Source organism: Agarivorans sp. Z349TD_8 (genome assembly GCF_050870825.2).
Taxonomy (GTDB): Bacteria; Pseudomonadota; Gammaproteobacteria; order Enterobacterales; family Celerinatantimonadaceae; genus Agarivorans.
This window is the reverse complement of record NZ_CP194037.2, coordinates 3,460,698-3,485,451: the sequence shown is the minus strand read 5'-3', so window position 1 is coordinate 3,485,451 and position 24,754 is coordinate 3,460,698. Positions and strand designations below refer to the sequence as shown.

The following is a 24,754-nucleotide window of genomic DNA, read 5'->3' as shown; positions in this document are numbered from 1 at the left end:
GATACAAAGTATGTTTTATTACTGAGTTAATGCGACAGCATCTTGAGCAATAACCATTTCTTCATTTGTTGGAATCACTAAAATTGGGCGGCTAGTACTAGTGGCGATATTGCCAGAGTTACCAAAACGTGCAGCTAAGTTTGCTTGCTCATCTAGACTAAAACCAAGTAGCGCTAGTTTTTCAACGGTTAATTGACGAACTAAAGCTGAATTTTCACCAATGCCACCAGTAAAGACGAGAGCATCTAGCTTACCGTCCATTGCTGCAGCGTAAGACATAATGGCTTTGGCTAAACGGTAAGTGAATACGTTCATCGCACGAAGCCCGGCGTCGCTGCCTTTTTGGTAGCCTTCTTCGACAAAACGACAGTCACTGCTTTCTTCCGTGAGGCCCATCAAACCAGACTCTTTGGTAAGCATGTTGTTGACTTGCTCTAATGTATAGCCTTCATTGTCGACTAAATGGAAAATAATCGCAGGGTCGATATCACCAGAACGAGTGCCCATTACCAAACCTTCGAGCGGCGTGAGCCCCATGCTGGTATCAACACTTTTACCGTTCTTCACGGCACAGAGTGAGGCGCCATTACCTAGGTGAGCGGTGATCACATTGGTCTCTTCTACAGGCAAACCCAAGGTTGCCGATGCTTCACGAGATACAAATAGGTGACTCGTGCCATGCATACCATAACGGCGAATGCCTTTTTCGCTATATAGCTTATAAGGTAAGGCATAAAGAAACGCGCTTTCTGGCATGGTTTGGTGGAAGGCGGTATCAAATACTGCAACGTGTGGTTGCTGAGGAAAACAATCTTGAGCCGCTCGAATGCCGATTAATGCAGCTGGATTATGCAGTGGCGCTAAGCTAGCGCAGTCTTCGATACCAGCCAAGACAGCTTCGTCAATAATCGCTGATTGAGTGAACTTTTCTCCGCCATGAACGACGCGGTGACCAACGGCCACAATATCGTTCAAAATTTCAGGATTTTTTTCTAAGAGGTTGCTTACAATAAATTCGATAGCTTCATGGTGTGCGGCATTGGCACCTAGCTTTGAATCCCCTTTTTCGCCATTTAACTTCCATTTGATACGTGCATCTTCTAAGTTAAAGCATTCTGCCAAACCAGAAAGAATCTCGTCACCGCTAACAGCGTTTAGCACTGCAAATTTTAATGAAGAGCTACCGCAATTAAGAACGAGTACCAGCTTATTGCTCATTTATAGACACCTGTTGTTGAATTTGTTCAATTATAGACAGTGGCTCAAAAACGTAGAGTATTAGAAGACCCGTTGTTTGAACCGGAAAACCAATCTTAAGCGCCGCCAAAAATTGATTTGACCTAGTGCCAAGGTCCCATTCAAGCTACACTTAATATATTAAGGTGATTTATATGAAACCGGCTGTCTGCCAATGATACCTGAAACGGATTTTTAATCATATATGTCATACTAATAACTAAGTGAATTTGTAAAAAAATTACTAATTTATTGGTTTAGGTCAATTTTTGGTCGCGAGGTGTCCATGGGTAAATTCTCTGAAATGTTAAATGATGGACATAACTATATGAAACGCTGGCCAAATCAGCGTGTGCTGTCACCCATTTTTCCTGAGAATCGAGTTATTTTTGCGACTTCTTTAGCGATGAAAACGATGCCAGCGATAGCGGTTGTCACAGTTATGCTGCCGTATATGGCTAATTTGACTGAAATATTACCACAATCAGTGATGATGGCGACGGTGATATTTTTAATGCCTTTACATGGTTTATATTGGTTGGGACGTCGAGCAAATCAGTTATTACCGCCCAGCTTAGCTAACTGGTATCGTGATCTACATCAAAAATTGGCCGAGGCTGGTGAGCGTATTTCACCTCTGGCGGTGAAACCTCGTTATAAAGAATTAGCAGATTTGTTGCGGAAAGCCTTCAAGCGTTTTGATAAAAGCTTTGTGTTAGCTGAAGACTTTACTGATTACCCTCGTTGATATAATTGTAATACAAATTCAAAGTCAATTTCGAATTGTGATTGCGCTAATTGCTGTTGTTCTAGCAGTTTGGTATTTTTCCAAGCAAATGGCGTCATTTTAGTTAAGGCAGACATATCTTCTTGATTTAATATGGCTAACTGACTTATTTTTTGTTGCTCAGTGAGTCGCCAGCCAGCTAATTCTTCAGCTTGTTCTTGATGCGCTTGCAACTCCTTGTAAATCAAACGTCGTAATTGCTGTAAATGCCTGGCTCCTGGGACGACTTTGAGTAAAAAGCTATGGTTATGTGAGATACGCAGTAACTCCTGATTATCGCTGGGGGCAAATACACGAACGATAAAATCAATGCTGGTATCGGCAATTGGTAATCGGTGGTTACTAGCCACAAAAAATTGGCAACTTTTGTGACGTTTAGCTGCCATTCTGATCCCATCTTTTGCTATATCTACACCTATCACTGCGTCTGCTTGTGCCTGCTCCTGACGGATGGCTGCCGTGTAGTAACCTTCTCCACAGCCTAAATCAAGAATGCATTTTGCTTGGTGAAGCGAAAGTAGTTGATTGATAGCATCCGCTAAGAAATTAAAATGACCTTGATTGAGAAAATGTTGGCGTGCTTGCAGCATCGCTTTGCTATCTCCTGGCTGCTTCGAATTCTTATGTTGCACGGCCAGTAGGTTGGTGTAGCCTTCTTTTGCTTGGTCGAAACAATGGCCTTTAGCACAAGACCACTGTTTGTTTACTTTGCTTAGCCGAAGCTGGCAAATGGGGCATATCATCATCAAAAAATAAGCCTTAATCGCGTGAAACTAGTAGATAACCTTGCTGTGGTATTGTTGCAAGATCCCTTTAATGGTTTCCATCGTTTCTTTGCTCGGCGGTTTTACGCCAGCGAGTGGGTAATCTTCTCCCATGGCGGTCCATTTGTGTTTTCCGAGCTCGTGGTAGGGGAGTAATTCAATTTTTTCTACGTTGTCGAAAGGTGCGAGAAACTGACCTAAGTCATGAGCCGATTGTTCATCATCGGTGAAACCAGGAACCACAACATAGCGGATCCAAGTGGTTTGGCCTACTTTGTGTAGATAACGAGCAAAATCCAGCGTTCGTTTATTACTGACGCCAACCAATTCTTGGTGTACTTCATCGTGGATTTGTTTAATGTCGAGCATCACCAGATCGGAAGCATCAAGTAGTTCGTCAATCACTTCCGTATGTTTACGAACGTAACCATTAGTATCGAGGCAGGTATGGATCCCTTGAGCCTGACAGGCTCGAAATAAGTCTCGAACAAACTCCGCTTGTAGGATGGCTTCGCCACCACTGGCGGTTACACCACCACCACTAGCATTCATGAAACGGCGATAGGGAGTTAAGTCATTCATTAAATCGTCTACAGAAATTTCTTTACCGTCATGTAAGTCCCAAGTATCGCGATTATGACAATATTGGCAGCGCATTAAACAGCCTTGCATAAATACGATAAACCTGATCCCTGGTCCATCGACGGTACCGCACGATTCTGTTGAATGAATTCGCCCAATTCTAGACATTTGTTTCTCCCAAAAAAAAACCTTGCCCAACAATGAGGGCAAGGTCAATTATAACCGGAGTTTCTGCTAAGCAGAAACTACTAAAGCTAAGATTAGATGCTTTGCGTAAAAGTACGAGTGATTACGTCTTGTTGCTGCTCAGCTGTTAGTGAGTTAAAACGCACTGCGTAACCCGATACACGGATGGTTAACTGAGGGTATTTCTCAGGATTTTCCATCGCGTCAACTAACATTTCACGGTTCATCACGTTCACGTTGAGGTGTTGGCCACCTTCCACATCAGTGTTGTGGTAGAAGTAACCGTCCATCAAACCAGCCAGGTTGGTTTTTTGAGTATCGTCATCTTTACCTAGAGCGTTTGGCACGATAGAGAAAGTATAAGAAATACCGTCTTGTGCGTTAGCAAATGGTAGTTTAGCGACCGAAGTTAATGATGCTACAGCACCTTTTTCGTCACGACCATGCATTGGGTTTGCTCCCGGTGCAAATGGAGCGCCGGCTTTACGCCCATCTGGTGTGGTACCTGTTTTCTTACCATAGACCACGTTAGAAGTGATGGTAAGTACAGATTGAGTCGGAACAGCATCACGGTAAGTTTTAAGCTTACGGATTTTGTTCATGAAGCGCTCAACCAAGTCAACTGCGATGCTATCTACACGATCATCGTTGTTACCAAATTTAGGGTAATCACCGTTGATTTCAAAATCTACAGCAATGCCATCTTCGTCACGAATTGGCTTCACTTCAGCATATTTAATCGCTGATAGTGAGTCTGCAGCAACTGATAATCCAGCAATACCACAAGCCATGGTACGGTATACGTCACGATCATGAAGTGCCATCAACGATGCTTCGTAGCTGTACTTGTCATGCATATAGTGAATGCAGTTTAGAGCGGTGACATATTGCTCTGCTAACCAATCCATGAAGGTGTCTAAGCGAGCCATGATGTCGTCGTAATTTAATACTTCATCGGTTACTTTTTCGCCAACAGGACCTACTTGGATTTTTAGTTTCTCATCCATACCGCCATTCATGGAGTACAGCAGGGTTTTTGCTAAGTTCGCGCGAGCACCAAAGAACTGCATTTGTTTACCAACAACCATTGGTGATACACAACATGCGATGGCGTAATCGTCGTTATCAAAATCAGTGCGCATTAAATCATCATTTTCGTATTGAATTGATGAAGTATCGATAGATACTTTGGCACAGTATTTTTTGAAGTTAAGCGGTAATTTCTCTGACCATAATACGGTAATGTTTGGCTCTGGAGAAGGACCCATAGTGTATAGGGTGTTCAAGAAACGGAACGCAGTACGGCTTACTAGGGTTCGACCATCAACACCCATACCACCCATTGACTCAGTTGCCCAAATTGGGTCACCAGAGAACAAGTCATCATACTCAGGAGTACGTAGGAAACGAACCATACGTAACTTCATGACCAAGTGGTCAACCAGTTCTTGCGCTTCACTTTCAGTGATCAGGCCAGCAGCCATGTCGCGCTCGATGTAAACGTCTAAGAAAGTTGTGGTACGGCCAAATGACATTGCCGCGCCATTTTGTGACTTAACGGCGGCCAAGTAACCAAAGTAAGTCCACTGAACGGCTTCTTTTGCAGTTTTAGCTGGCACTGAAATATCACAACCGTATTTGGCTGCCATTTCTTTAATTTGAGCTAAAGCACGATACTGTTCGTTGATTTCTTCACGAAGGCGAATCGTTGCTTCTAAGGTGTCACCTTTAATGAGATCTTTTTCTAACGAACGATGCTGTTTTACTTTATCGGCCATTAAGAAATCAATGCCGTATAAGGCAACGCGACGGTAGTCACCAATGATACGTCCACGGCCATAAGCATCAGGTAAACCAGTTAATACGCCTGATTTACGACATTTCATGATCGCGCCAGTGTATACGTCGAATACACCTTGGTTATGGGTTTTACGGTACTCTGAGTAGATCTTGCTAACCGCAGGGTCTAATTCACGATCGTAAGCTTTACAAGAACCCTCGATCATCCGAATGCCGCCATTTGGGATGATCGCACGTTTCAACGGTGCTTCAGTTTGCAAGCCAACAATAGTTTCTAAATCTTGATTGATGTAACCAGCATCATGTGAGGTGATGGTTGAGATAACTGAAGTATCGAAGTCTACCGGCGAGTGAGTGCGGTTTTCCTCTTTAATGCCTTCCATAACTTTTGCCCAAAGCTTATCCGTTGCTTCGGTTGACCCTGCTAAAAAGCTTTCATCGCCTTCATATGGGGTATAGTTAGTTTGAATAAAGTCACGAACGTTAACTTCATTTTGCCATTCGCCAGTTTTAAAACCTGCCCATGATTCAGCAAAAACTTCGTTCTTCTCTGTCATTTCTTGTTCCACCTATAAGTTGGTATACAAATGAATAAATTACGTTGTATAAAGTAGCGCGCAAAGCGCTACTCCTTTTAGCCTAGAACTAGTATAGCGTTTGTTCTAAGCGATAAAGTCTTTCTCACTATAATAATGCTGGAATGCCATATTTCCCTTCCAACATCCCTACTGCCAGCATTGCAGCGGCGCAGACAATTAGGACGACAGTTGGAATAATGATACGGTCCAATTTACTTAGTTTTTTCGGACGTTCTTTATCGCCAATGAGGCCATTATTGTCTAACAGCATAGTTAATGCCCATGCTAATACCGGGTTGGTTACCATCGCAGCAAACACACAAATACCTGCAGACTGAGAGTCTTTAGAATCTTTAATCATTTGCATGCCAGCTTCTAACAACGGCAATGAAACACCAACCAATAACGCGATACGCATTACCGGTGGCCATACAGCGGCATCCATTGGGTAGCCAACAATAGCAATGATCATCACTAAAGAACCGAGGAGGATTGCGCCGCCGGGGATTGGACGCTTGGCAATTGCTGCAGGGATCATATAAGTCCCCCAGCTGGAAGTGATGTTACCACCACCGACCGCGGTACCAACCATTTGACGAATCGAACACATGGTCATGGTGTCATCAACGTCCATCAATACTTTGTCAGTTTTTTTCGGGTAGTTCAGTTCTTGGAAAATGCGATGACCTAAGAAGTCGGGTGACCACATCGCGACCGCTAAGATGGCAAAAGGTAATGAAGCAATAAAGTGCTCAATGTTTGGTAAGCCTAACATCCATCCTTCTTCAGTGGAGCCCCACCAGTATGCAGGATTTAAGTTTGGTAAACCTGGCTCGGTCGTAAAGGTTAAATCAAACCCTGCACCAGCGAGCATGGCCACCACAAATCCGGTGACAGCACATAAAGGGATCGCTAACCAGCGTTTACCAAGCTTGGCTAATACGGCGTAAACAACAACAGTAATTGCTAGTACAATCAAGGCAATATAGCCCATGTCGCCTGCTGCTACGCCTTCGGTTTGACTGCTAAGTCCATTGGCCCAGCCAATTAAAGAGTTGATTTGGCTTATTGAACCGGTAAAGCCCAAAAACACCAATAGTCCACCTGCAACGCCTTCACTGGTTAAGTTAACCAGACGGGAACCGCCTTTAACTGCGCTCAATATCAAGCCAAAGACGCCAATTAAAATAGCCAACGCTAATGGATGAGCCCCAGCCATGGCAATCATGAAAATCATAGGAATCATTGGCCCGTGGTTACCGGCCAAGTTAGCTCTTGGGTTTACAAAACCAGAGGCTAAAATACAGAATAGAAATGCGGGAATGATCATTTCTACACGTGAAACTTCAATAGCGAACTCTACGCCTAAATTGACATGCTCCCATTTATCAGAGAGACCTGCTGCCCAAGCCATCATCACTGCAGAGTACATTGCGATAATACCGATGGTGCCAGCAATTGCTGGGACTAAATCTTCCAGTTCAAAGCGAAAGTCACGACCGGGTAAATTTAAACTATAACGACGTGGCTTCATGATCTGAAGTTCATGGTCTAAATAGTCAGAACGAGTTTCAAATTCAGATGCAGGGCGGTGTGCTTCTGAGTAGCTCAGCTCTTCGTCTTGAGACTGATGGTTGTTACTGGACATAGTTTCCTCAAATAACAAAATGTAAATCGGTTAATCGCAGGTGCTCATAAAAGCGTATTTCGCTTGAGTTCCCTCTCACTCGCGATAATCGTCTCATCTAGACGAACAACATAAAGGACTGTGAGTGTAGCTATTGAAATAACTCCAAGCTTTGTGTTTAAGAAATTTAGAGGATATTCGTATTGGATAATTGCGTATATTTAACAAAAATCAGGCGGTTAAAGATAAATATTTATCTGGGTAAAAACCGACAGTTTTGTTGTTAACTCTCACAACATATTACCTCATATTTTTCTTAGCAAAATTGTAGCAAAGCAAGCTGGATTTAGAACTTGATCCAAGTCAATAAAGGCCATAATTTCTGTAATTTTATTACCTTTTTAGGGGCTCGCTCTGCTAATTAATAGATTGTCAATGGGGTATTCTGTAATTTACTTACTAAAAGTATGGGCTTTAGACTGAGATCTAGCTCACCTTATTTGAATCTTAATAGACTAAGGATTTTACACTGATTTAACATTTAAAGTGGGCTGTTTTTGCGATGGAATATATTAGCTAGTGTTTACAAAAAACTGAGTTATCATTCTAGGTATTGAGAAATAATTCGGGTTATTTATTTCTATCAGCTTAGACATGCAGTTTTCGTGAATATAAACATGCTGTGAAAATATAGCTTTAGGGTGTTTTGTAATCACATTAATAGATATCGCCCCATAAAATGTTGAGTTTTGTCTTTTGGGGTGATACTTTTTGTTGAGTTGAACGTGTAACAATTTATTTAACAATAATGCGTGCCTCGGGATAAGGGCTTGGTTGTTTTGACAGCCATTAACAAGGTAAATAACAATAATATGAATGATGCGGCTGCATTAGATGTCTCTAATATCCATAAAGTATTTGGGGATAATGAGGTTCTTAAAGGGATCGATTTAACGGCTAGAAAAGGCGATGTTATTTCTATCATCGGCTCTTCGGGCTCAGGTAAAAGTACCTTTTTACGTTGCATGAACTTGTTAGAAACCCCTACTCAAGGGGAGATTTTGGTTCATGGCGAGCAAATTGCGTTTAAGCATTTGCGTAATGGGGAACGAATCCCTGCAAACAGTAAGCAAGTTGAGCTTGTTCGCTCCCGCCTATCGATGGTATTCCAAGGGTTTAACTTATGGTCACATATGACCGTATTGGAAAATATTGTGGAAGCACCTATTCACGTCTTAGGGGTACCAAGAAAAGAAGCGACTGAGCAGGCGGAAGCATTGCTGGAGCGAGTCGGCTTACATGATCGTAAAGATTATTATCCTGCTCATATGTCTGGTGGTCAGCAACAGCGCGCTGCGATTGCTCGAGCATTAGCGATGAATCCTGCAGTCATGTTGTTTGACGAACCCACTTCTGCGCTTGACCCTGAATTAGTGGGTGAAGTACTTAAGGTGATGCGCAGTTTGGCGGAAGAAGGCCGCACTATGCTGGTGGTTACTCACGAAATGGCTTTTGCTCGTGACGTTTCAAACCAAGTCCTATTTTTACATCAAGGCGTGGTTGAAGAGAAAGGCTCTCCGCAAAAAGTTTTCGAAAATCCCGATTCTGAGCGGATGCGTCAATTCCTCGCGCCCAACTATTAGTTTATGGAAGACAGGCGTTAATTCGCTGATAATGCAAACATTATGGAGTATTAAAATGAAAAAAACAGTAATCGCGATGATGGGTGTTTTGGCGCTCGCAAGCACGCCATTAATGGCCAAAGATTGGAAAGTAGTGCGTTTGGCGGTAGATGTGCCTTACGAACCTTTTGAGTACAAAGCGCCAGACGGCTCGCTAACTGGTTTTGAAGTTGATTTAGGGAATGCGGTTTGTGCTGAAATGAAGGTGAAGTGCGAGTGGGTTGTGCAGGCTTGGGATGGCATTATTCCTGGTTTACTTGCGCGTAAGTACGATGCGATTTTTTCTTCAATGTCTATCAATGAAGAGCGTGCGAAGAAAGTACTATTCTCTGAACCTTACTATATCACCCCAACTGGTTTTTTTGGTCCTAAAGCAAGTACCGTTGATCCTGCTAAGCCTGAAACATTGAAAGGTCTTAGAGTAGGGGTACAGCGAGGAACGATTCAAGATACCTACGCAACTGAGCATTACTCGAAGGTTGCGGATATTAAACGTTATACCACTGGTGATGATTTAGTGGTTGATCTTCAAGGCGGACGTATTGACCTTGTGGTGATTGATTATCCGGTAGGCGTAAGCTCGATTTTAGATGTCGATGCAGACAAAAAATTTATGTCAGTGGGTGAGCCTATTCCGCTTGGTAATGGCGTTGGTGTTGCTGCTCGTAAACGCGATAAAGCGCTTATCGAGATGTTTAACAAGGCGCTTGCTACGGTCAAGAGCAATGGAACCTACGATAAAATCAACGATAAGTACTTTGATTACAGTATTAAAATGTAGCTTTGCCTGACCATTAACCCGAGTATGACTCGGGTTAATTTTTAAGAGATTGATTATGCTTGACCTATATGGTTACGGCCCCTCTATTTTTATGGGCGCAATTGTCACCATCGAAGTGGCTTTCTTGTCTTTGGCGGTTGCCTTAGTGCTTGGTTTGTTGGCGGCAGTAGCCCGTCTATCTAAACATTGGCTGGCCAATGCTGTTGCTACTATTTATACCACGGTGATCCGCGGGGTACCCGATTTAGTATTGATGTTGTTAATATTTTTCGGGGCACAGATCATGGTTAATTCTGTTTCTGACTGGGTATACGATCGCTTTGATATTGAATATTACATCAACATTAATGAATTTGTAGCTGGTGTGACCACCATTGGATTTATTTTTGGTGCTTACATGGCTGAAACTTTTCGTGGCGCATTTTTGGCGGTCGATAATGGTCAAATTGAAGCGGGTAAGGCTTATGGTATGACTGCGTTACAAATATTTCGTAGAATTACGGTGCCACAAATGATGCGTCATGCGATCCCTGGGATCGGTAATAATTGGTTAGTCATGGTGAAAACGACCGCTTTAGTTTCGGTTATTGGTTTGGCCGATATGGTTCGTCTTGCCAAGGAAGCTGCGGGTGCGGTGCATGAACCATTTATATTCTTTATTCCTGTGGCTTTCGTTTATTTAGCCTTAACCAGTGTTTCTGAAATATTCTTAAAGCGTTTAGAAATTCGTTTTAGTGTGGGTACCGACAGGTAAGGTCTTAACTATGTATGAAATGATCGAGAACTTACTGGCGAGTAATGAGATCTTCACCTTAAGCACCGTTCTCACTTATTGGGATGGTCTGGTGATGACTGTTCAATTAACCTTTATGTCTCTAATTATCGGCCTTTTGTTGGCTATACCACTCGCGGTACTGCGGGCTTCTGATAATTTTTTTGTAAGCCGTAGTGTATGGATATTTACATATTTTTTCCGCGGAACACCTTTACTGATTCAGTTATATATTATTTATTATGGCGTCACCTACATCGAGGGCATTCAAGACTCAATGTTCTGGCCGATTGTGCGTGAAGCATTTTATCCTTGTTTATTAGCTTTTGTATTGAATACAGCTGCTTATACTACCGAAATATTTCGTGGAGCCATCGTGGCAACCCCTCGAGGCGAAATAGAAGCCGCTAAGGCCTACGGGATGTCTAATTTAGGCGCGATGCGTCGTATTATTTTACCAAGTGCTTTGCGCAGAGCATTACCAGCGTACAGTAATGAAGTGATCTTCATGTTGCATGCCAGCTCTATTGCGAGTGTGGTCACTATTATCGACCTCACTGGCGCTGCGCGGGACGTTTATGCAAAGTACTATGCACCATTTGAAGCATTTACTTTTGTAGCTGCGATATATCTTTCGCTTACTTTTATGTTGGTCTATGGTTTTAAGCAGTGGGAAAAGCGTTGGCACAGACACTTGCGCCCATTGAGTTAAGCCCTGTTTTAATCATACGATAGCAAGGGGCTTTGCCCCTTTTTTCATTGTTAATCTTTAACCTTCTACTGTTGGCCACTTTATAGGATGGACAGTGAATGATTACATTGCTAAAAAATGCTCAGATTTACACGTCACAGCTCTTTGGCAGGCGTTGTTACTTGTTCCATGGGCTGGATGCAGTTATCCCGAGTTCTTCGCTTACTTTATCTAGTGACCTGACGAATAGGCATACCTATCAGTCTAGTTATTCGGGTGAACGCTCCTAGACTGGCCATCATTTGTCCCCCTTACGTGTTGTAATGACGCAAGCTCAATTTTCCACTCAGTCGCTGCTTATAAAGGTACATTGCCGTTTCCGACAAGGAGCATTTAGATCTAGCGATTATTCAGCTTTCTCTTCCCCATTGCCATTAAGCTTTGTCCGAATATGTATTTCTTAATGAGGGCGGTACCATCGATCTCGTGGCGAGTATCAGCCCGCGATTTATCGCGCAGGGAGAAGTCTGCAGCGCTAAGGTTCTAGGGATTATTTTGAATAGCGGTTTAGATTGGCAACAAGTCAGTTTTGGAACGGAACCAATGTAAGCTTACTCTGAGTTTAATGCATAAGGAGAGTTGATTAAGATATCGTGTGGTGAATTGATTCGTTTTTATTAGCCAAGTGTGGTGTGGAACTCAAGGAGGATGAGCCTTTGGTGGAGATAGCGCTTTTGCTGATGAGTGAACATATCGCAAGATACAGGTTTTATTAGATAAAGGGCGATGGGTGGAGCGATGTTGCCGATTTAGTTGTGTTCGCTCGCGATCGTTCAGACATCTGCAGGTCGTCGGGGAAGGGAAATCTATTTGTCGCCGATGATTTTGCTGGCTCGTTTTTCATTGAGGCCTAGTGCATAATAGTGTCACTTGGTTTTTAGTAGAAGTAGCCCTATGACGTTTAAAGGATTTACGACTCAGCTGGTTCATTGTGACCGCCTAGCTGGGATCGAGGAGGGAGCGGTGCACGCGCCGATCCACAACTCGGTGCCTTATGGATATGCAGCCACTCAAGATCTACTTGATGTATTTCAAGGGAAGCAAGTCGGCCACGCTTATGCCCGCCAATCCACTCCTACCTTAGATTATTTGCAAGGCCGAATTGCGATGCTTGACCAAAGCATCGCCAGTTTGGTGTTTGCCAGTGGCATGGCTGCAATTGGTACGGTATTTCTAAGCTTGCTTAAGGCTGGTGATCATATCGTCGCGAGCCGTTTTCTATTTGGTAATACCAGTAGCATTTTTGGTACGCTCAAGGGTTATGGTATTGAGGTAAGCTTGGTTGATGCCACGGATCGAGAAGCGGTCGCCGCGGCTTGTCAAGTCAATACCAAGATGGTGTTTGTTGAAACGATTGCTAATCCGGCCACCCAAATTGTCGATTTACAAGGGATTGGTGAGTTATGTCAGCAGCGCGGATTAGTTTATGTTGTCGATAATACCTTAACTTCTTCCTATTTGTTTCAGCCAGCTTCCGTGGGCGCAAGTCTTATTGTCACTTCCTTGTCTAAGTATGTGGGCGGTCATGGCAATGCGCTTGGTGGCTCGGTGAGTGACACGGGGTTATTTGATTGGTCGAAGTTTCCTAATATTTTTGAGGCCTACCGTAGTGGCGATCCTAAAATGTGGGGGATTAATCAGATTAAGAAAAAAGGACTTCGTGATTTTGGTGGTGCCTTAAGTTCACAGGCTGCTCATCTATTATCGGTGGGCTCAGAAACGATGGCCTTACGGATGGAGCGCCAGTGTGCCAATGCAATGGCTTTAGCACGTTTATTAACCAAACACCCTAAAGTGGCTAAAGTGTATTATCCCGGCTTGGAGAGCCATCCTCAGCATCAACGCGCGAAAAGTTTGTTTAAACACTTTGGTGCATTAGTTAGTTTCGACTTGATTGAAGGGATTGATTGCGTTGCCTTTTTAGATAGGCTTCAGATCGTGATTAATGCGACTCATTTGGGCGACAATCGAACTTTAGCGCTGCCAGTCGCTCAAACTATTTATTACGAAATGGGTTTAGCAGCACGTCAAGCTTCAGGGATTAGCGAGACGATGATCCGTTGTTCGATTGGCATCGAAGATACGCTCGACCTAGTGACTGATTTTGAGCAGGCCTTATTGCAGTTTTAGATGGTGCTAGCACCGTGTTTAAAAAGCCTTGGCAACTGTTGCTCGGGCTTTTTATGAGTTATTTCTAGATCTATTTGGCTTGAGATGCCGAATGCTTAAGGGGTATCAATAGAAAGTAACTCCACTTCAAAAATAAGGGTCGATCCCGCTGGAATTGAGGCGATGCTGCGTTCTCCATAGGCTAAGTGGCTAGGGATAAAAAAGCGATATTTGTCACCCTCATGCATCAGTTGTAAGCCTTCGGTCCAGCCTCTAATGACTTGCCCTAAAGGAAATTGCGCCGGTTGCGCTCGCTCAACAGAGCTATCAAATACTAGGCCATTGAGTAGGCTCCCGTGGTAATGCACGGTCACGGTGCTGCTTGCTGAAGGTTTCGCTGACTTGCCTCTGTTTTCAAGAATTAGATATTGTAAGCCGGAGCTGGTACTTACAACGCCTTGTTGTTGAGCATTATTAGCCAAAAAATATTGACCAAGTAATTGATTACTTTTAATTATTTTTGCATGATTCTGCTGGCGAATATAAAACACAACAATCAAAATAGCGAGTATTGCTAATACAATAAATTTCAAAAAACTATCCTTTTCTATCAAGGGGGGCGGTTCGCAATAGCGACCAGTTTAAAGATACTGCCTACGGCTATAGCGCTGAGGTGAATCTTCAACTTTAACTGAAGTGTTGATTAAAATACATCACGAGTCACCGAAAATAATGCTGCTCATGGCGAGCTAGCGAGTCATTTTCTTCACAAATACTACAACAAATAAGGCGATGATAAAGCTACCGCTAAAGGCTTCTATTGCTGCAAAAACACGAGATAATCCTACAGGGGTAAAATCCCCATAACCTAGAGTCGTGAAGGTCACGACGCTGTAATACAAACATTCAAAGAAGGCGACCATGTTTTGAGTTGCTGTTTGATTAAGATCAAAGGTAACAATATTGCCGTTGAAATGGATGCCGGTAAACAGATAGACCAGAGCACTACTAAAAATAATCGCCAGAGAAGTAAAAATAACTCGCATCGGTAATTCACCATAGCCGCAGACTAAGTCGACTAGCTTTGAAATGGCTCTTGGATAGGAATACTTAGGCATTTGATAACGGCGCATGGTGAGTTCTTTACGTAAGAAATGTCCTGCGGTGGTAAACAGCCCTTCAGCCTCAGCACTTTTACGTAAACTTCGATAGACTTCTTCTGCTTGCTGGTAATAGTCATTCATTAACTCGATATCTTGCTTTTGTTCCGCTGTTAGGGCCAACTTTTCTTGCATGACACGCGCTCCAACCTTAAGGCTATCACACTTACAACCTTCCATTTTTGCACCCAGCAGGTTGGTTTGAGTTAGGTTTGCGTGATTAAGGTTAGCGTCGCGAAGGTCTGCCTTCATTAAACTGCCACCCTGAAGGTTAATATTAAACAAGTGGGCGGCTTTGAGGTTACAGCGATAAAGATCGGCACCAGTCATATCATAGCCTTGTTTACTGTTGTATTTGACTAGATTGATATCGCATAGTTGGGCTTTTTTAAGGCATATTCCACGCATTAATCCGCCATTTTGGGCGTAGCGTTCTAGTTGTTCTTTAATTTCGGGGCCAGTTTTATTTTCATTGGGATCGTGCCAAAAACACAATCCATTGCTCAAGGCCTTTTCATGGCAAGGGAGCCCTGAGTCATCTTGATACGAACATTGGTTATTTCGAACCATCTGATTCGCCTTCTTTGATATGTTTGCTCTGAGGTCGTGAGCAAGCCAGTGTTGGTTGCTTATTTAAGTGTAAGCCAAAAATTAGAGCTGTGAGATCTACCTTGATAGAAAATGCTAAAGTTGTTCAATAAAAACAATATATTAACTTTTGTTTTTACTACCAAACTGCTGAAATTCGTTCTTTAGCGTTGAGTAACGCTCGGCGTGATTTTCGTTGAGCTTCAAGCCATCGAGTAATTTGATGGTAACTTTACAATCGTTTAGCAATTGCCCACTGACGCCCTTATCTGAGAGATTGATTTGTTTCAAAATCGCTTGGATTTTATTGAGAATAGCCCCGGTGTTTCCCGGTGCGACCTGCAGGGCCTTGTCAAAGTGGCTTGTCGCTTCGTCATAACGTTGTTCTTCGTAGGCATCAATGCCCATTTTGTTGTATTCGCGAAACAGCCCAAGTTTCTGTTCAAAGTCCTCATCTTTTAAAACTTTATGTGCTGAGGATAGCGATATTGGATCAATATTATCGCGTTTTTCTAACTCTTCAGCAAAGGGCATTGCATATTCAAACTCTCCCACTGAATTTAAGGTGAGGAAGGTATCGGGTAGTAACTCAACCGCAACTTTTTCCGGAGAGTCGAGTAGGCCATCATTGCTGCTAAACAAGAGTCTTTTAGCTTTGTTTAATTCGCCTTTGGTCGCGTGTACTCTTGCTTGACTGATCCCTTCGAAAGCATCGAAATTAAAGTCTTCGTCTTTGCCTTCTTCTCGTCTGGCATGAAACAGCACTGAATTTACTTCTTGTAGTAAGCGGTTTTTACGGTATAGGTCTTCTTCGCCTTGGGCTTCATCAATTAAACTTCGTACATAGTTACATAAATGATGTGGCCCCCGATGAATAGAGCGGCGTGCCAATTGCAAAATAGTTGAGAATGTTTCTTTCGCTAAACTCAGTTCTCCAGCATCAATCGCTAGCGAGGCCAATAGTTGTTGGCGTTCAAGGCTGTTTACGGCTAATTTAGAAGCTTTTAGCACGGTTTCCAGGGCTTTTTCGATATTTCCCTCAGCGCGGTAGGCTCGAGCTAACCAGTCATATGCGGTGAGTAACAGTGGGCTTTCTGCGATGGAGCGGCTGAGCGTATCAATTGCTTTTTTATTTTCATCGAGTAGCAGATATACCCGGCCTAAGGTCGCTTTGGCCCAAGTTTGTTTTCGCTCTTTTAGGATCGCCTCTAACGCTAGTTTGGCGTTTTCATATTCCCCTAAAGCAATTTGTGCTTCTACCTTTAAGTTTTTACAGTAGTTGCTGTAACGACTCTCTTTCTCGATTTGTTGGTCACATAGCTCAATTACTTTGCTATAGTTTTTATCGGCCAGTGCGTGATAAATATCACGTAAGGACTGTCTTTTCAGGTGGGCTCTGGCTAAGCGATTGTGTAATTGAAACTGTGAAAATGGTTTGGTAATAAATTCGTCAGGTTCCATTTCAAGTGCGCTGAGCACCATACTCTTATTATTATCACCACTAATAATAAAAAATAATGCATCCACTTCGAGTAGTTTGCTGACGCGTAACTCTTCTAGTAATTGTCCGCCGTTTTTACCTGTACCTAGATTATAATCCACCAATAGAATGTCGAACTTTCGTTTTCGGCAAGCTTTAACGGCCGCTTCTCCAGTTGTCGCAAAATAGACATCGCTTGCTCCAAAGTTTTGTAGCATGGCTTTAAGCATCACTTGAAAAGCGCGCTGGTCATCAACGATGAGTATTTTTTTTCCGCTATAGTTGTATTGCGTTGCCATTACCGTGTTATCTAATCCTTTTTCGATATCCTAGCACAACTTTGCCAAGGTTGAAGCTGTGTAAGTATAGCGGCCTAGCTGCTTAAGCTTATCATTTATAAAACCTTGCCAAACTAGCAGTGCTTGATTTACTATTAAGGCGTTGATGAGTTTTTTAGCTTGTCAACACTGAGTCAAAGCCAAACTTGGAGTGATCCAAGGTCGGAAAGTTACAGATCTTGAGAATTATATTCTTAAGATGGCTGGACCGCCTTAGTTGAGTGGTTTTATTTACAACATTGTTGTTTAACCTCTCAGTGAGTTAGTCTATTTACCGTTTATTACTTTCCGTATTTGGTTGGAACGCCAAGCTAAGTTAGCTTGGCGTATTTGTTTGGCGCTTAGTCCTAAATATTTTCTCGTTCTATCTTCTATCTTCTGTTGCAAATCTAACTACTGATTTTCTGTCTTATTTTAAAATCTATTCATGAGCGGTTTACTTGGGTTCGGTTAAAATGAAGGTTAACCTGATTGTTGTGCAGCATCGCCATAACTTAGTGAGCATATTACTTGCTCGGCATTACTGAGAGGTTATCAAGCATGATGCTAAATTTAAGACATAAAAAAAGACACCTAAAGTGTCTTTTTTTATCAAGATGGTGGAGGGAGGTGGATTCGAACCACCGAAGCTTTCGCGACAGATTTACAATCTGTTCCCTTTGGCCACTCGGGAACCCCTCCTGCTTGTGGAGCGGCATATTACCAGAACTTGTTAAGCTGTAAAGTAAAAAAGGCGATAAATTTTATAGCTTAAGACTGTTTGCTTAATATCTGTTCATTTCGTGAATGTGAACTAAAGTTTTGTGTCTTTCTACCGATATAGGTAATCAGTAGAAGGGGGCGCAATGTTAGTTGAGCAGATAAGAAATCATAGTTTGTGTGATGAGTTGCAGTTAGGCGATACGCTTAATCGTTGCTCTCAGCAGGGTGATCTTGCTCATTTTCATCTGCTATTGAGTATGTTGAGCCAAAACGTTTGCGATCAGGCTCAATTTTCCATGCAAAAACCTGCGGCCGAACAAGTACAGCAAGATCTGCGAGCTCAATTGCAGCTTCGTGAAGCTCGCCCTCTAATTGCTCAGGCTGATGAGTTCGAAGTGCAGGCGAATTGGAGTCAGCATTTACAAAAGGGCTCAATTGATACGATTCGTTTGGAGCAAGCCTTAAATGGTTATGCCGCCTGCGCGGACGATACGCTCGATGGAGTTCGTGAAGAGGTCATGAATAACGTGAGTCTACTGACGCGGTTAAAACATGGCGCGGCTAGTAAACCACTGCAAGTCATACCCGATGTAGAAGTAAAAGGTAGTGAAATTTATCAAGTACTAAGCAACTTCGATTATTCGAAGCCGCTTAAAGTTAAATATTATAATTAGCGAAAAACTACAGTTCGATTCCCGTAAACAAATACTTTCTCATCGAGCACTTGTTGCATGGCGCGACTTAATACCGACTTTTCTACATCTCGCCCAGCTTTTGCCATTTCTTGCGCGCTGTAGGTATGGTCAATATGAATCACGTGTTGCTCTACGATAGGACCTTCATCTAGATCGTTATTCACGAAGTGAGCGGTAGCGCCAATGATTTTAACCCCTCTATCGTAGGCTTGTTTATAAGGTTTAGCACCAATGAAAGCTGGCAAGAACGAGTGATGAATGTTTAAGATCTTATTGCTGAACGCCTCGACAAATGTTGGTGTGAGGATCCGCATGTATTTAGCGAGTACCACATAGTCGGGTTGATATTGTTGGACAGTTTCAATGATCAGCTGTTCATGTTGCTCACGTTTTAATCCTTCATGACTAATGTAATGGAAGGGGATGTCAAATTTCTCAGTGAGCGCTTGTAGGATATCGTAGTTGCCTACAACTGCGGCAATTTCAACATTCATATCACCGTATACGGCTTTCATGAGTAAATCGCCTAAGCAATGTGCTTCTTTGGTGACCATGATCACGATGCGCTTGCGTCCGGCCCCGACTAAACGACGGGCGCTGCCAATAGGTAGTGCATTGTCTAAATCAGCGAGCAAAGTTTGGTCGTTAAAATAGCCTTCTAACTCGGTACGCATGAAGAAACGTCCCACTTCATTATCGACAAATTCGTTATTTTTAATAATGTTGAGTTGATGCTTGGCACAGATGTTGGTAATGGTTGAGATTAAACCTTTGGCATCTGGGCATTCGGTTAAAAGAATTTTTCTTTCCATGGTGTTTTCGATTTATTCAGCTTTAAAGTTAAGATTTTTTACAGCACTGTTTCAGTTTCTTCCCGCTCCCGCAGGGGCACGCAGCATTGCGAGCCAAGGGTGAAGGAGAAAATACACCATCGGTATAAAACCAATGTTCAGCAATTTTTGTGAAATTAGAGCGTTCATGCAAAATATTAAGTTGGCCTTGCTCGCGAAAATGAGCTTTAAACTCCACAATTCCGCTGTTGCCATCGAGTCGGTCGCAACTAAATAAAATTTCGAGTTTCTCCCATTGTGTCGCTTCCTCGGCGTTGAGTGCTAAGGGCTGCTCACTTGGACGAAAGTCCGGATGATGGCTTTGCCATAAGTAGTTCGCATCACCCAGAGTATAGGCACTATAGCGGGAACGCATTAGTTGCTCACAATGAGTCGGGCTTGATAAGCCGCTGATATAGGGTTGACAACATTGAACAAAGTTCAAGCCGCTACCGCAAGGGCAAACTAACACTCTGGAACCTCTAATTTGACTGAGGGCGAAGTGTAGCAAGAAGTTGGCAATAACACAGCTGAAAATTGCTTAGAGTTCGTTCGTTAGCGGCTTTCTTTTAGGCGGTGACTTTGAGATGTCGAGCAATAGAAAGTGAAAACTTGTATTGTAAATCGTTTTTTTTTAAGCCTTCATCTGCGATCTATGGCTGGCTTGCTTAGGGACAAGTTAATCTTTGATAAATACATGTTTTGGTTAAAGCTAAGGCTTAAACGAGTTAAGCTTAAACGAGGTATTATGATTGCTAGGGAATTGAATTTGCGTACTAAATTTGTAATTGAGCCTTTGCAGCTTGGTTTGGCAGAGGCACTGCAAAATAAGATTGATTTGAAGACCAAGCCACAAGGTTCTTTGGGCCAATTGGAGTCATTAGCTTGTCAGTTAGGCCTGATACAGTCGACCCTTGAACCTGTGATCCAGCGCGCAAAAATGATTGTATTTGCCGCCGACCATGGGATTGCTTTAGCTGGGGTGAGTGCTTATCCACAAGCTGTGACGGCGCAAATGGTGCAAAACTTTGTGGAAGGGGGTGCGGCGGTTAATGTATTTTGTCGCCAGCACGGTTTTGCTTTTGAGATTGTTGATGTTGGTGTTAGCCAATTACTTTCAGAAGAGGGGGTTGCGTGTTGTAAAGTGGCAGCTGGAACAAAAAGTTTTTTAAGTTCAGACGCGATGACCCAAGCGCAATCGGAGCAGGCGATGGAGGTTGGAGTGGCTAGAGTTCGTCAAGCGGCCTTAGAGGGATCTAATTTATTGGCTTTCGGTGAAATGGGGATCGCCAACACAGCCAGTGCAGCCGCGTTGATGGCTGGTTGTTTGGGACTCCCGGTTAGCGATTGTGTTGGACGAGGCACTGGTTTAGATGACCAAGGTTTGGCACATAAAGTTGCGGTATTAGAGCAAGCAATGAACCATCATCGCGGAGATTATACGGCCGAACAATGGTTGGCGAAGGTTGGCGGTTTAGAAATAGCGGCCATTGTGGGGGCGATGCTTGAAGCCGCGAGTCGGCGGATGGTGATTTTGGTGGATGGTTTTATCTGTTCAGCTGCAGCGTTGGTTGCTTATCAAATCAATCCTCTGGTGAAACAATATATGGTGTTTTGCCACCAAAGCGCGGAACAGGCACATCAGCGTTTATTGAAGGCGATGGATGCTCATGCCTTGTTAGAATTGTCCTTACGTTTAGGTGAAGGGAGCGGCGCAGTATTAGCTTATCCCTTGGTTTGTTCCGCTGTCGCCTTTCTCAATCAAATGGCCTCATTTGAATCGGCAGGGGTGAGCCAACAGCAGGGCTAGCTAAGGTCCAAGGCTATTCTTGATTTTGCATGCAGAGAACATCTAGGCCATCGGTTTAAATCAATCGATGGCCATTGCTGCAAGTCGTTAATATTGAAAAGCAATCCTCGGTCGACTTGATATGGCTTGGCTCGACCGCAACACTGGAAGCGCTGAGTTAAGTGAGTTGTGCTTTCCTTGCCTGTTGGCAACCTTCGATGGCAGGGGCCAGCAGTTCTAAGGCGCTTTGATTACAAGCGGGCAGGCTGGCGGTGGATTGTTTGATTGGCGTCACTCGTTTTCCCCAGCGAATAACGGCCGCTCCCCAGGTGAGTCCTGCGCCAAAAGCTGCTAATAAGACATTGTCACCGGGCTTAATTCGACCTTGCTCTAAGGCTTCACATAAGGCGACAGGAACCGTTGCTGCTGAGGTGTTTCCGTATTTTTCAATGTTGATCATGATGTTTTCATCGGGGGCGCCAATTCGTTTGGCGAGAGCGTCGATGATCCGTAGATTGGCTTGATGAGGCACGATGAAGTTAAGTTCATGATTAGCAACTTGTGCCTGAGCCAAGACATTGCTGGCAGCTTCTCCCATACCTTTTACGGCACGTTTAAAGATTTCGGGCCCTTCAAACTGGAAGTTGTACAGGGTATCTACACCGCTAAAACGTTTGCGGTTGGTACCAAAATCCGCAATTGATAAAATTTCCCGTTTTTCACTGTCACAACCTAACTTAGCGGCTAAAAATCCAACTTTTTCTGGATCATCATTGGCTTCGATGATCACCGCTCCGGCACCATCACCGAATAACACAGCAGTATCGCGCTTGGTCCAATCGAGCAATTGACTGAGGCGCTCGGCACCAATTAACAATATTCTTTGCATTGCTCCTGTTTGAATTAAGGCCGCCGCAGTTTGTAGGCCGTAAACAAAACCGCTACAAGCAGCATTCATGTCAAACACGGCCGCTTGATCGGCATGTAGTAGCTGTTGCACGCGACTGGCACTGTTTGGCACTGTTGTTCCAGCTGTGCAGGTACACAAGATAATTGCATCGAGTTGTGCTGCATCTAAGTTTGCCGCAGCGAGAGCTTGCAAACCTGCATTGGCAGCTAGTTCGGCGATATCCACATGCGATATACAACGCTCTTTAATACCTGTTCGGCTACTTATCCACTCATCGGATGTGTCGATAAAAGTACTTAAATCGTGGTTAGATAGACGTGCAGGAGGCATACATTTGCCCCATCCGGTAATTTCGGCGTGATACATAAAGGCTAGAAACTCTCATACTATAATGTGCCAAGGATTATGCCTGATGCATGCTAAATAGCCAAATTGTCTGATTCTTGAGCTTGACTGGTTGGTTTTATGACTTAAGCTAGATATCCCAGTTTGAGTCTATTTTTTCAGACTTAAGTGTAGGCAAATTGACTGCTTGGTTTGGGCTCATGGATAGCTTATAAGCTCTGGTATAACTAGATTGAGGTCTTATATGACGGTGACAGGTCAACAATTCGCGTCAGCATTCCCAAACGACGATAAAATTGAATGCTCGCGCTTTAATCACCTTACTCGCTATTTTGAACTAAGCATTGATATCTGCGCCGATCCCTTGACTCGGCTCGCTTTTGCTTCTGAACAGATAGCGGCCTTGCCGCTACTTAAAAAAGTCGCGGTAAATGGTGAGCTGGATGATATAGCCGTGTTTTTCGCTGAGATGTTTATTTGGCCATTGAGTGACATTTGCGAAGTGAGAGCCCCAGTTCCCTTAAGGAGCGAGGAATGGTTATTACTCGATGCGGATGAGGTAGGACACTCATGAGTGTTCAGCCCTAGTTTGGGGGAACGCTCACGATAAATATGCTTGATGCGACTTATGGTGAGCGACTAGTCGTCTTGTTAATGCTCGCAAGCTTTTGTTTTATTAATAATTTCATTCACGTAAACAATCGCTTGCTTGCATTTATTAAGCTTGCAGTGAACCGTATTGTCGAGCTGCCGTCACAACTATTATAAATAACGAGCTTGAAGGTGTTGTTTAAAATACTGGCTATTTAAGTTTTCGCCAGTGGCGCGGCTGACTAGTTCATCGCTTGGGTAGAAACTGGCTTGTGACCAGATGTTTTTTTGTAACCAGGCAAAGACCGTATCGTAATTACCGGTTTGAACTTGAGCGGGTACCTCCGGATGTTGTTTCACCAGCGCTGTGTGAAATTGTGCAGCATACATTGCACCGAGTGAGTAGGACGGAAAATAGCCGATTAAACCAGCAGGCCAATGCACGTCTTGCATGCAGCCATCTTGGTAATTGCCTTGTGTAGATAGTCCTAAATACTGTTGCATTTTGAGATCCCATAACTCCGGGATATCAGCCACGGTAATTTTTTGGGTAATCAGGTCTCGTTCTAATTCGTAGCGCAACATGATGTGTGCAGGATAGGTCACTTCATCGGCGTCAACTCGAATATAACCGGGCTGTACCTTAAGGTAGTGTTGTTTGAGCTCGCTTAAGCGCATTGGCTGCTGATGGCACAAATGCTGATTGACTAAGGGGAGTAGTTGTTCAATAAATGCCTGACTGCGACCCAATTGCATTTCAAAGAATAGGCTTTGGCTTTCATGAATGCCCATTGAGCGGGCCTGACCCACTGGTAGATCGAGGAAATCTAAAGGTAGATTTTGCTCATAGCGAGCATGACCCGTCTCATGCACTATTCCCATCAGCGAGCGAGTAAAGTCTTGTTCTTCGTAACGGGTGGTAATTCGAACATCCTGAGGGACTCCACCACAGAAGGGGTGAGTACTCACATCGAGGCGACCATGATTAAAATCGAATTGCAGCTTCTTCATCACTGCTAAGCCGAGTTGCTTTTGTTTATCACTGGCAAAGGGCGCATTGAGCTGAAGCGCGGGCCAACTTTTTTGTTGTTCGACGACCTGTTGGATCAGTTGGGGGAGCCAGGCGTGTAACTCACCAAATATTTTATCCAAACGCTGCATTTGCATGCCGGGTTCGTAGAGATCAAGCATCGCATCATAAGGGCTTAACCCAGTTTTATCGGCTCTGATCTGCGCTTCTTCAATGGCTAATTGCATCACCGCTTGTAGGTTAATCTGAAAGGCCTTCCAGTCGTTGTTGCCACGCTGTTCACGCCAAGCGTGTTCGCAATGTGCGGTTGCCAAAGATTTTGCTTTGACGAGATCGCTGGGGAGGGCAGTTTGCTGTTGCCAATGACGTTTCATTTCTCGTAACGAGGCCTGTTGTTGCGGATTTAGGTTTAGTTGTTTGGCTTGTTCTAGCCATTCTGGCATTGCTGAATGGGTGGACTTTTGATGGATTAATACGGCGAGTTCTGCCAGTGCTTCGGCACGGGCTTGATTTCCACCATTAGGCATCATTGTCGCTTGATCCCAGCTACAGATAGCATTTAAATGCGCGAGCTTAGATAGATGTTGAAAGTGCTGGCAGAGTTGTTGGTAAGCGTTGGGCTTTGTCATAATTATTCCTTG

21 protein-coding genes, 1 tRNA gene and 1 riboswitch are annotated in these 24,754 nt (G+C 43.6%); of the genes, 9 read left to right on the top strand and 13 right to left on the bottom strand.

From position 1 onward, the window contains the following. Positions 1–18: 18 nt before the first annotated feature. On the bottom strand, positions 19–1,218 hold the full coding sequence (locus ACRRS1_RS15695) for an acetate kinase (protein ID WP_432452252.1): 1,200 nt from the start codon (positions 1,216–1,218) through the stop codon (positions 19–21). A gap of 304 nt (positions 1,219–1,522) precedes the next feature. On the opposite strand from ACRRS1_RS15695, the gene yfbV reads away from it, so the two are divergent. Continuing rightward, positions 1,523–1,984, top strand: coding sequence for a terminus macrodomain insulation protein YfbV (gene yfbV, locus ACRRS1_RS15690; RefSeq protein WP_432452253.1), 462 nt, complete (start codon positions 1,523–1,525; stop codon positions 1,982–1,984). Here the strand turns inward: yfbV and rlmA are convergent. From rlmA to ACRRS1_RS15670, 4 genes are all read right to left on the bottom strand, one after another. After that, a complete protein-coding gene (gene rlmA, locus ACRRS1_RS15685) occupies positions 1,972–2,769 on the bottom strand; it encodes a 23S rRNA (guanine(745)-N(1))-methyltransferase (RefSeq protein WP_432467417.1) in 798 nt (265 codons plus the stop codon). The two genes, yfbV and rlmA, sit on opposite strands and share 13 nt — an antisense overlap. Before the next feature lie 27 nt (positions 2,770–2,796). Continuing rightward, positions 2,797–3,537: a pyruvate formate lyase 1-activating protein gene (gene pflA, locus ACRRS1_RS15680; protein ID WP_432452255.1), complete on the bottom strand. Its 741-nt coding sequence runs from the start codon at positions 3,535–3,537 to the stop codon at positions 2,797–2,799. Positions 3,538–3,629: 92 nt separating this feature from the next. Continuing rightward, positions 3,630–5,912, bottom strand: coding sequence for a formate C-acetyltransferase (pflB, locus tag ACRRS1_RS15675; protein ID WP_432452256.1), 2,283 nt, complete (start codon positions 5,910–5,912; stop codon positions 3,630–3,632). Between the two features lie 127 nt (positions 5,913–6,039). Then, positions 6,040–7,581, bottom strand: a complete 1,542-nt coding sequence (locus ACRRS1_RS15670) for a DUF3360 family protein (RefSeq protein WP_432452257.1) — start codon at positions 7,579–7,581, stop codon at positions 6,040–6,042. 851 nt (positions 7,582–8,432) lie between these two features. On the opposite strand from ACRRS1_RS15670, the gene ACRRS1_RS15665 reads away from it, so the two are divergent. The 5 genes from ACRRS1_RS15665 (at position 8,433) to ACRRS1_RS15645 (ending at position 13,676) form a co-directional block, all read left to right on the top strand. Next, entirely contained in the window at positions 8,433–9,203 is a 771-nt protein-coding gene (locus ACRRS1_RS15665) for an ABC transporter ATP-binding protein (protein ID WP_432456158.1), read from the top strand. A gap of 55 nt (positions 9,204–9,258) precedes the next feature. Further along, a complete protein-coding gene (locus ACRRS1_RS15660; protein WP_432452258.1) occupies positions 9,259–10,023 on the top strand; it encodes a transporter substrate-binding domain-containing protein in 765 nt (254 codons plus the stop codon). A 55-nt stretch (positions 10,024–10,078) separates the two neighbouring features. Further along, a complete protein-coding gene (locus tag ACRRS1_RS15655; RefSeq protein WP_432452259.1) occupies positions 10,079–10,777 on the top strand; it encodes an ABC transporter permease in 699 nt (232 codons plus the stop codon). 10 nt (positions 10,778–10,787) lie between these two features. After that, the gene (locus ACRRS1_RS15650; RefSeq protein ID WP_432452260.1) at positions 10,788–11,507 is read left to right on the top strand and encodes an ABC transporter permease; all 720 of its coding nucleotides are present in this window, start codon (positions 10,788–10,790) and stop codon (positions 11,505–11,507) included. Between the two features lie 933 nt (positions 11,508–12,440). Beyond that, positions 12,441–13,676 carry a cystathionine gamma-synthase family protein gene (locus ACRRS1_RS15645; RefSeq protein WP_432452261.1) on the top strand — a complete coding sequence of 412 codons (1,236 nt, stop codon included), beginning with the start codon at positions 12,441–12,443 and terminating at the stop codon, positions 13,674–13,676. Between the two features lie 95 nt (positions 13,677–13,771). On the opposite strand, the gene ACRRS1_RS15640 is transcribed toward ACRRS1_RS15645, so the two are convergent. From ACRRS1_RS15640 to ACRRS1_RS15625, 4 genes are all read right to left on the bottom strand, one after another. Continuing rightward, positions 13,772–14,248, bottom strand: coding sequence for an FKBP-type peptidyl-prolyl cis-trans isomerase (locus tag ACRRS1_RS15640; RefSeq protein WP_432452262.1), 477 nt, complete (start codon positions 14,246–14,248; stop codon positions 13,772–13,774). Positions 14,249–14,404: 156 nt separating this feature from the next. Then, the gene (locus ACRRS1_RS15635) at positions 14,405–15,385 is read right to left on the bottom strand and encodes an ion channel (protein ID WP_432452263.1); all 981 of its coding nucleotides are present in this window, start codon (positions 15,383–15,385) and stop codon (positions 14,405–14,407) included. Between the two features lie 141 nt (positions 15,386–15,526). Further along, on the bottom strand, positions 15,527–17,182 hold the full coding sequence (locus ACRRS1_RS15630; protein ID WP_432452264.1) for a response regulator: 1,656 nt from the start codon (positions 17,180–17,182) through the stop codon (positions 15,527–15,529). Between the two features lie 168 nt (positions 17,183–17,350). Further along, positions 17,351–17,437, top strand: a riboswitch (cyclic di-GMP riboswitch). A 381-nt stretch (positions 17,438–17,818) separates the two neighbouring features. Then, positions 17,819–17,902, bottom strand: a tRNA-Tyr gene (locus tag ACRRS1_RS15625). Between the two features lie 164 nt (positions 17,903–18,066). Between ACRRS1_RS15625 and ACRRS1_RS15620 the strand changes: the two genes are divergently transcribed. Further along, positions 18,067–18,597, top strand: a complete 531-nt coding sequence (locus ACRRS1_RS15620) for a VC2046/SO_2500 family protein (RefSeq protein WP_432452265.1) — start codon at positions 18,067–18,069, stop codon at positions 18,595–18,597. On the opposite strand, the gene purU is transcribed toward ACRRS1_RS15620, so the two are convergent. Both purU and ACRRS1_RS15610 read right to left on the bottom strand, forming a co-directional pair. Next, positions 18,594–19,430 carry a formyltetrahydrofolate deformylase gene (purU, locus tag ACRRS1_RS15615; protein ID WP_432452266.1) on the bottom strand — a complete coding sequence of 279 codons (837 nt, stop codon included), beginning with the start codon at positions 19,428–19,430 and terminating at the stop codon, positions 18,594–18,596. The genes ACRRS1_RS15620 and purU overlap by 4 nt on opposite strands. 28 nt (positions 19,431–19,458) lie before the next feature. Next, positions 19,459–19,920 (bottom strand): YchJ family protein, encoded by a 462-nt coding sequence (locus tag ACRRS1_RS15610; protein WP_432452267.1) that lies wholly within the window; start codon positions 19,918–19,920, stop codon positions 19,459–19,461. 297 nt (positions 19,921–20,217) lie between these two features. Between ACRRS1_RS15610 and cobT the strand changes: the two genes are divergently transcribed. Continuing rightward, positions 20,218–21,258, top strand: a complete 1,041-nt coding sequence (gene cobT / locus ACRRS1_RS15605; RefSeq protein ID WP_432452268.1) for a nicotinate-nucleotide--dimethylbenzimidazole phosphoribosyltransferase — start codon at positions 20,218–20,220, stop codon at positions 21,256–21,258. A gap of 157 nt (positions 21,259–21,415) precedes the next feature. Here the strand turns inward: cobT and ACRRS1_RS15600 are convergent, their stop codons facing one another. Further along, complete coding sequence (locus ACRRS1_RS15600; RefSeq protein WP_432459832.1) at positions 21,416–22,513, bottom strand: ketoacyl-ACP synthase III; 1,098 nt, start codon at positions 22,511–22,513, stop codon at positions 21,416–21,418. A gap of 223 nt (positions 22,514–22,736) precedes the next feature. Here ACRRS1_RS15600 and ACRRS1_RS15595 point away from each other — a divergent pair, with 223 nt between their 5' ends. Continuing rightward, positions 22,737–23,066 carry a hypothetical protein gene (locus tag ACRRS1_RS15595; protein ID WP_432452270.1) on the top strand — a complete coding sequence of 110 codons (330 nt, stop codon included), beginning with the start codon at positions 22,737–22,739 and terminating at the stop codon, positions 23,064–23,066. A 188-nt stretch (positions 23,067–23,254) separates the two neighbouring features. Here the strand turns inward: ACRRS1_RS15595 and ACRRS1_RS15590 are convergent, their stop codons facing one another. Beyond that, entirely contained in the window at positions 23,255–24,742 is a 1,488-nt protein-coding gene (locus tag ACRRS1_RS15590; protein WP_432452271.1) for a carboxypeptidase M32, read from the bottom strand. Positions 24,743–24,754: the final 12 nt, after the last annotated feature.

What these genes read in the sequence shown, in the direction of transcription:
- ACRRS1_RS15695 (WP_432452252.1), bottom strand. Translation starts at nt 1,218, where the DNA reads ATGAGCAATAAGCTGGTACTCGTTCTTAATTGCGGTAGCTCTTCATTA.
- yfbV (WP_432452253.1), top strand. Translation starts at nt 1,523, where the DNA reads ATGGGTAAATTCTCTGAAATGTTAAATGATGGACATAACTATATGAAA.
- rlmA (WP_432467417.1), bottom strand. Translation starts at nt 2,769, where the DNA reads ATGATGATATGCCCCATTTGCCAGCTTCGGCTAAGCAAAGTAAACAAA.
- pflA (WP_432452255.1), bottom strand. Translation starts at nt 3,537, where the DNA reads ATGTCTAGAATTGGGCGAATTCATTCAACAGAATCGTGCGGTACCGTC.
- pflB (WP_432452256.1), bottom strand. Translation starts at nt 5,912, where the DNA reads ATGACAGAGAAGAACGAAGTTTTTGCTGAATCATGGGCAGGTTTTAAA.
- ACRRS1_RS15670 (WP_432452257.1), bottom strand. Translation starts at nt 7,581, where the DNA reads ATGTCCAGTAACAACCATCAGTCTCAAGACGAAGAGCTGAGCTACTCA.
- ACRRS1_RS15665 (WP_432456158.1), top strand. Translation starts at nt 8,433, where the DNA reads ATGAATGATGCGGCTGCATTAGATGTCTCTAATATCCATAAAGTATTT.
- ACRRS1_RS15660 (WP_432452258.1), top strand. Translation starts at nt 9,259, where the DNA reads ATGAAAAAAACAGTAATCGCGATGATGGGTGTTTTGGCGCTCGCAAGC.
- ACRRS1_RS15655 (WP_432452259.1), top strand. Translation starts at nt 10,079, where the DNA reads ATGCTTGACCTATATGGTTACGGCCCCTCTATTTTTATGGGCGCAATT.
- ACRRS1_RS15650 (WP_432452260.1), top strand. Translation starts at nt 10,788, where the DNA reads ATGTATGAAATGATCGAGAACTTACTGGCGAGTAATGAGATCTTCACC.
- ACRRS1_RS15645 (WP_432452261.1), top strand. Translation starts at nt 12,441, where the DNA reads ATGACGTTTAAAGGATTTACGACTCAGCTGGTTCATTGTGACCGCCTA.
- ACRRS1_RS15635 (WP_432452263.1), bottom strand. Translation starts at nt 15,385, where the DNA reads ATGGTTCGAAATAACCAATGTTCGTATCAAGATGACTCAGGGCTCCCT.
- ACRRS1_RS15630 (WP_432452264.1), bottom strand. Translation starts at nt 17,182, where the DNA reads ATGGCAACGCAATACAACTATAGCGGAAAAAAAATACTCATCGTTGAT.
- ACRRS1_RS15620 (WP_432452265.1), top strand. Translation starts at nt 18,067, where the DNA reads ATGTTAGTTGAGCAGATAAGAAATCATAGTTTGTGTGATGAGTTGCAG.
- purU (WP_432452266.1), bottom strand. Translation starts at nt 19,430, where the DNA reads ATGGAAAGAAAAATTCTTTTAACCGAATGCCCAGATGCCAAAGGTTTA.
- ACRRS1_RS15600 (WP_432459832.1), bottom strand. Translation starts at nt 22,513, where the DNA reads ATGTATCACGCCGAAATTACCGGATGGGGCAAATGTATGCCTCCTGCA.
- ACRRS1_RS15595 (WP_432452270.1), top strand. Translation starts at nt 22,737, where the DNA reads ATGACGGTGACAGGTCAACAATTCGCGTCAGCATTCCCAAACGACGAT.
- ACRRS1_RS15590 (WP_432452271.1), bottom strand. Translation starts at nt 24,742, where the DNA reads ATGACAAAGCCCAACGCTTACCAACAACTCTGCCAGCACTTTCAACAT.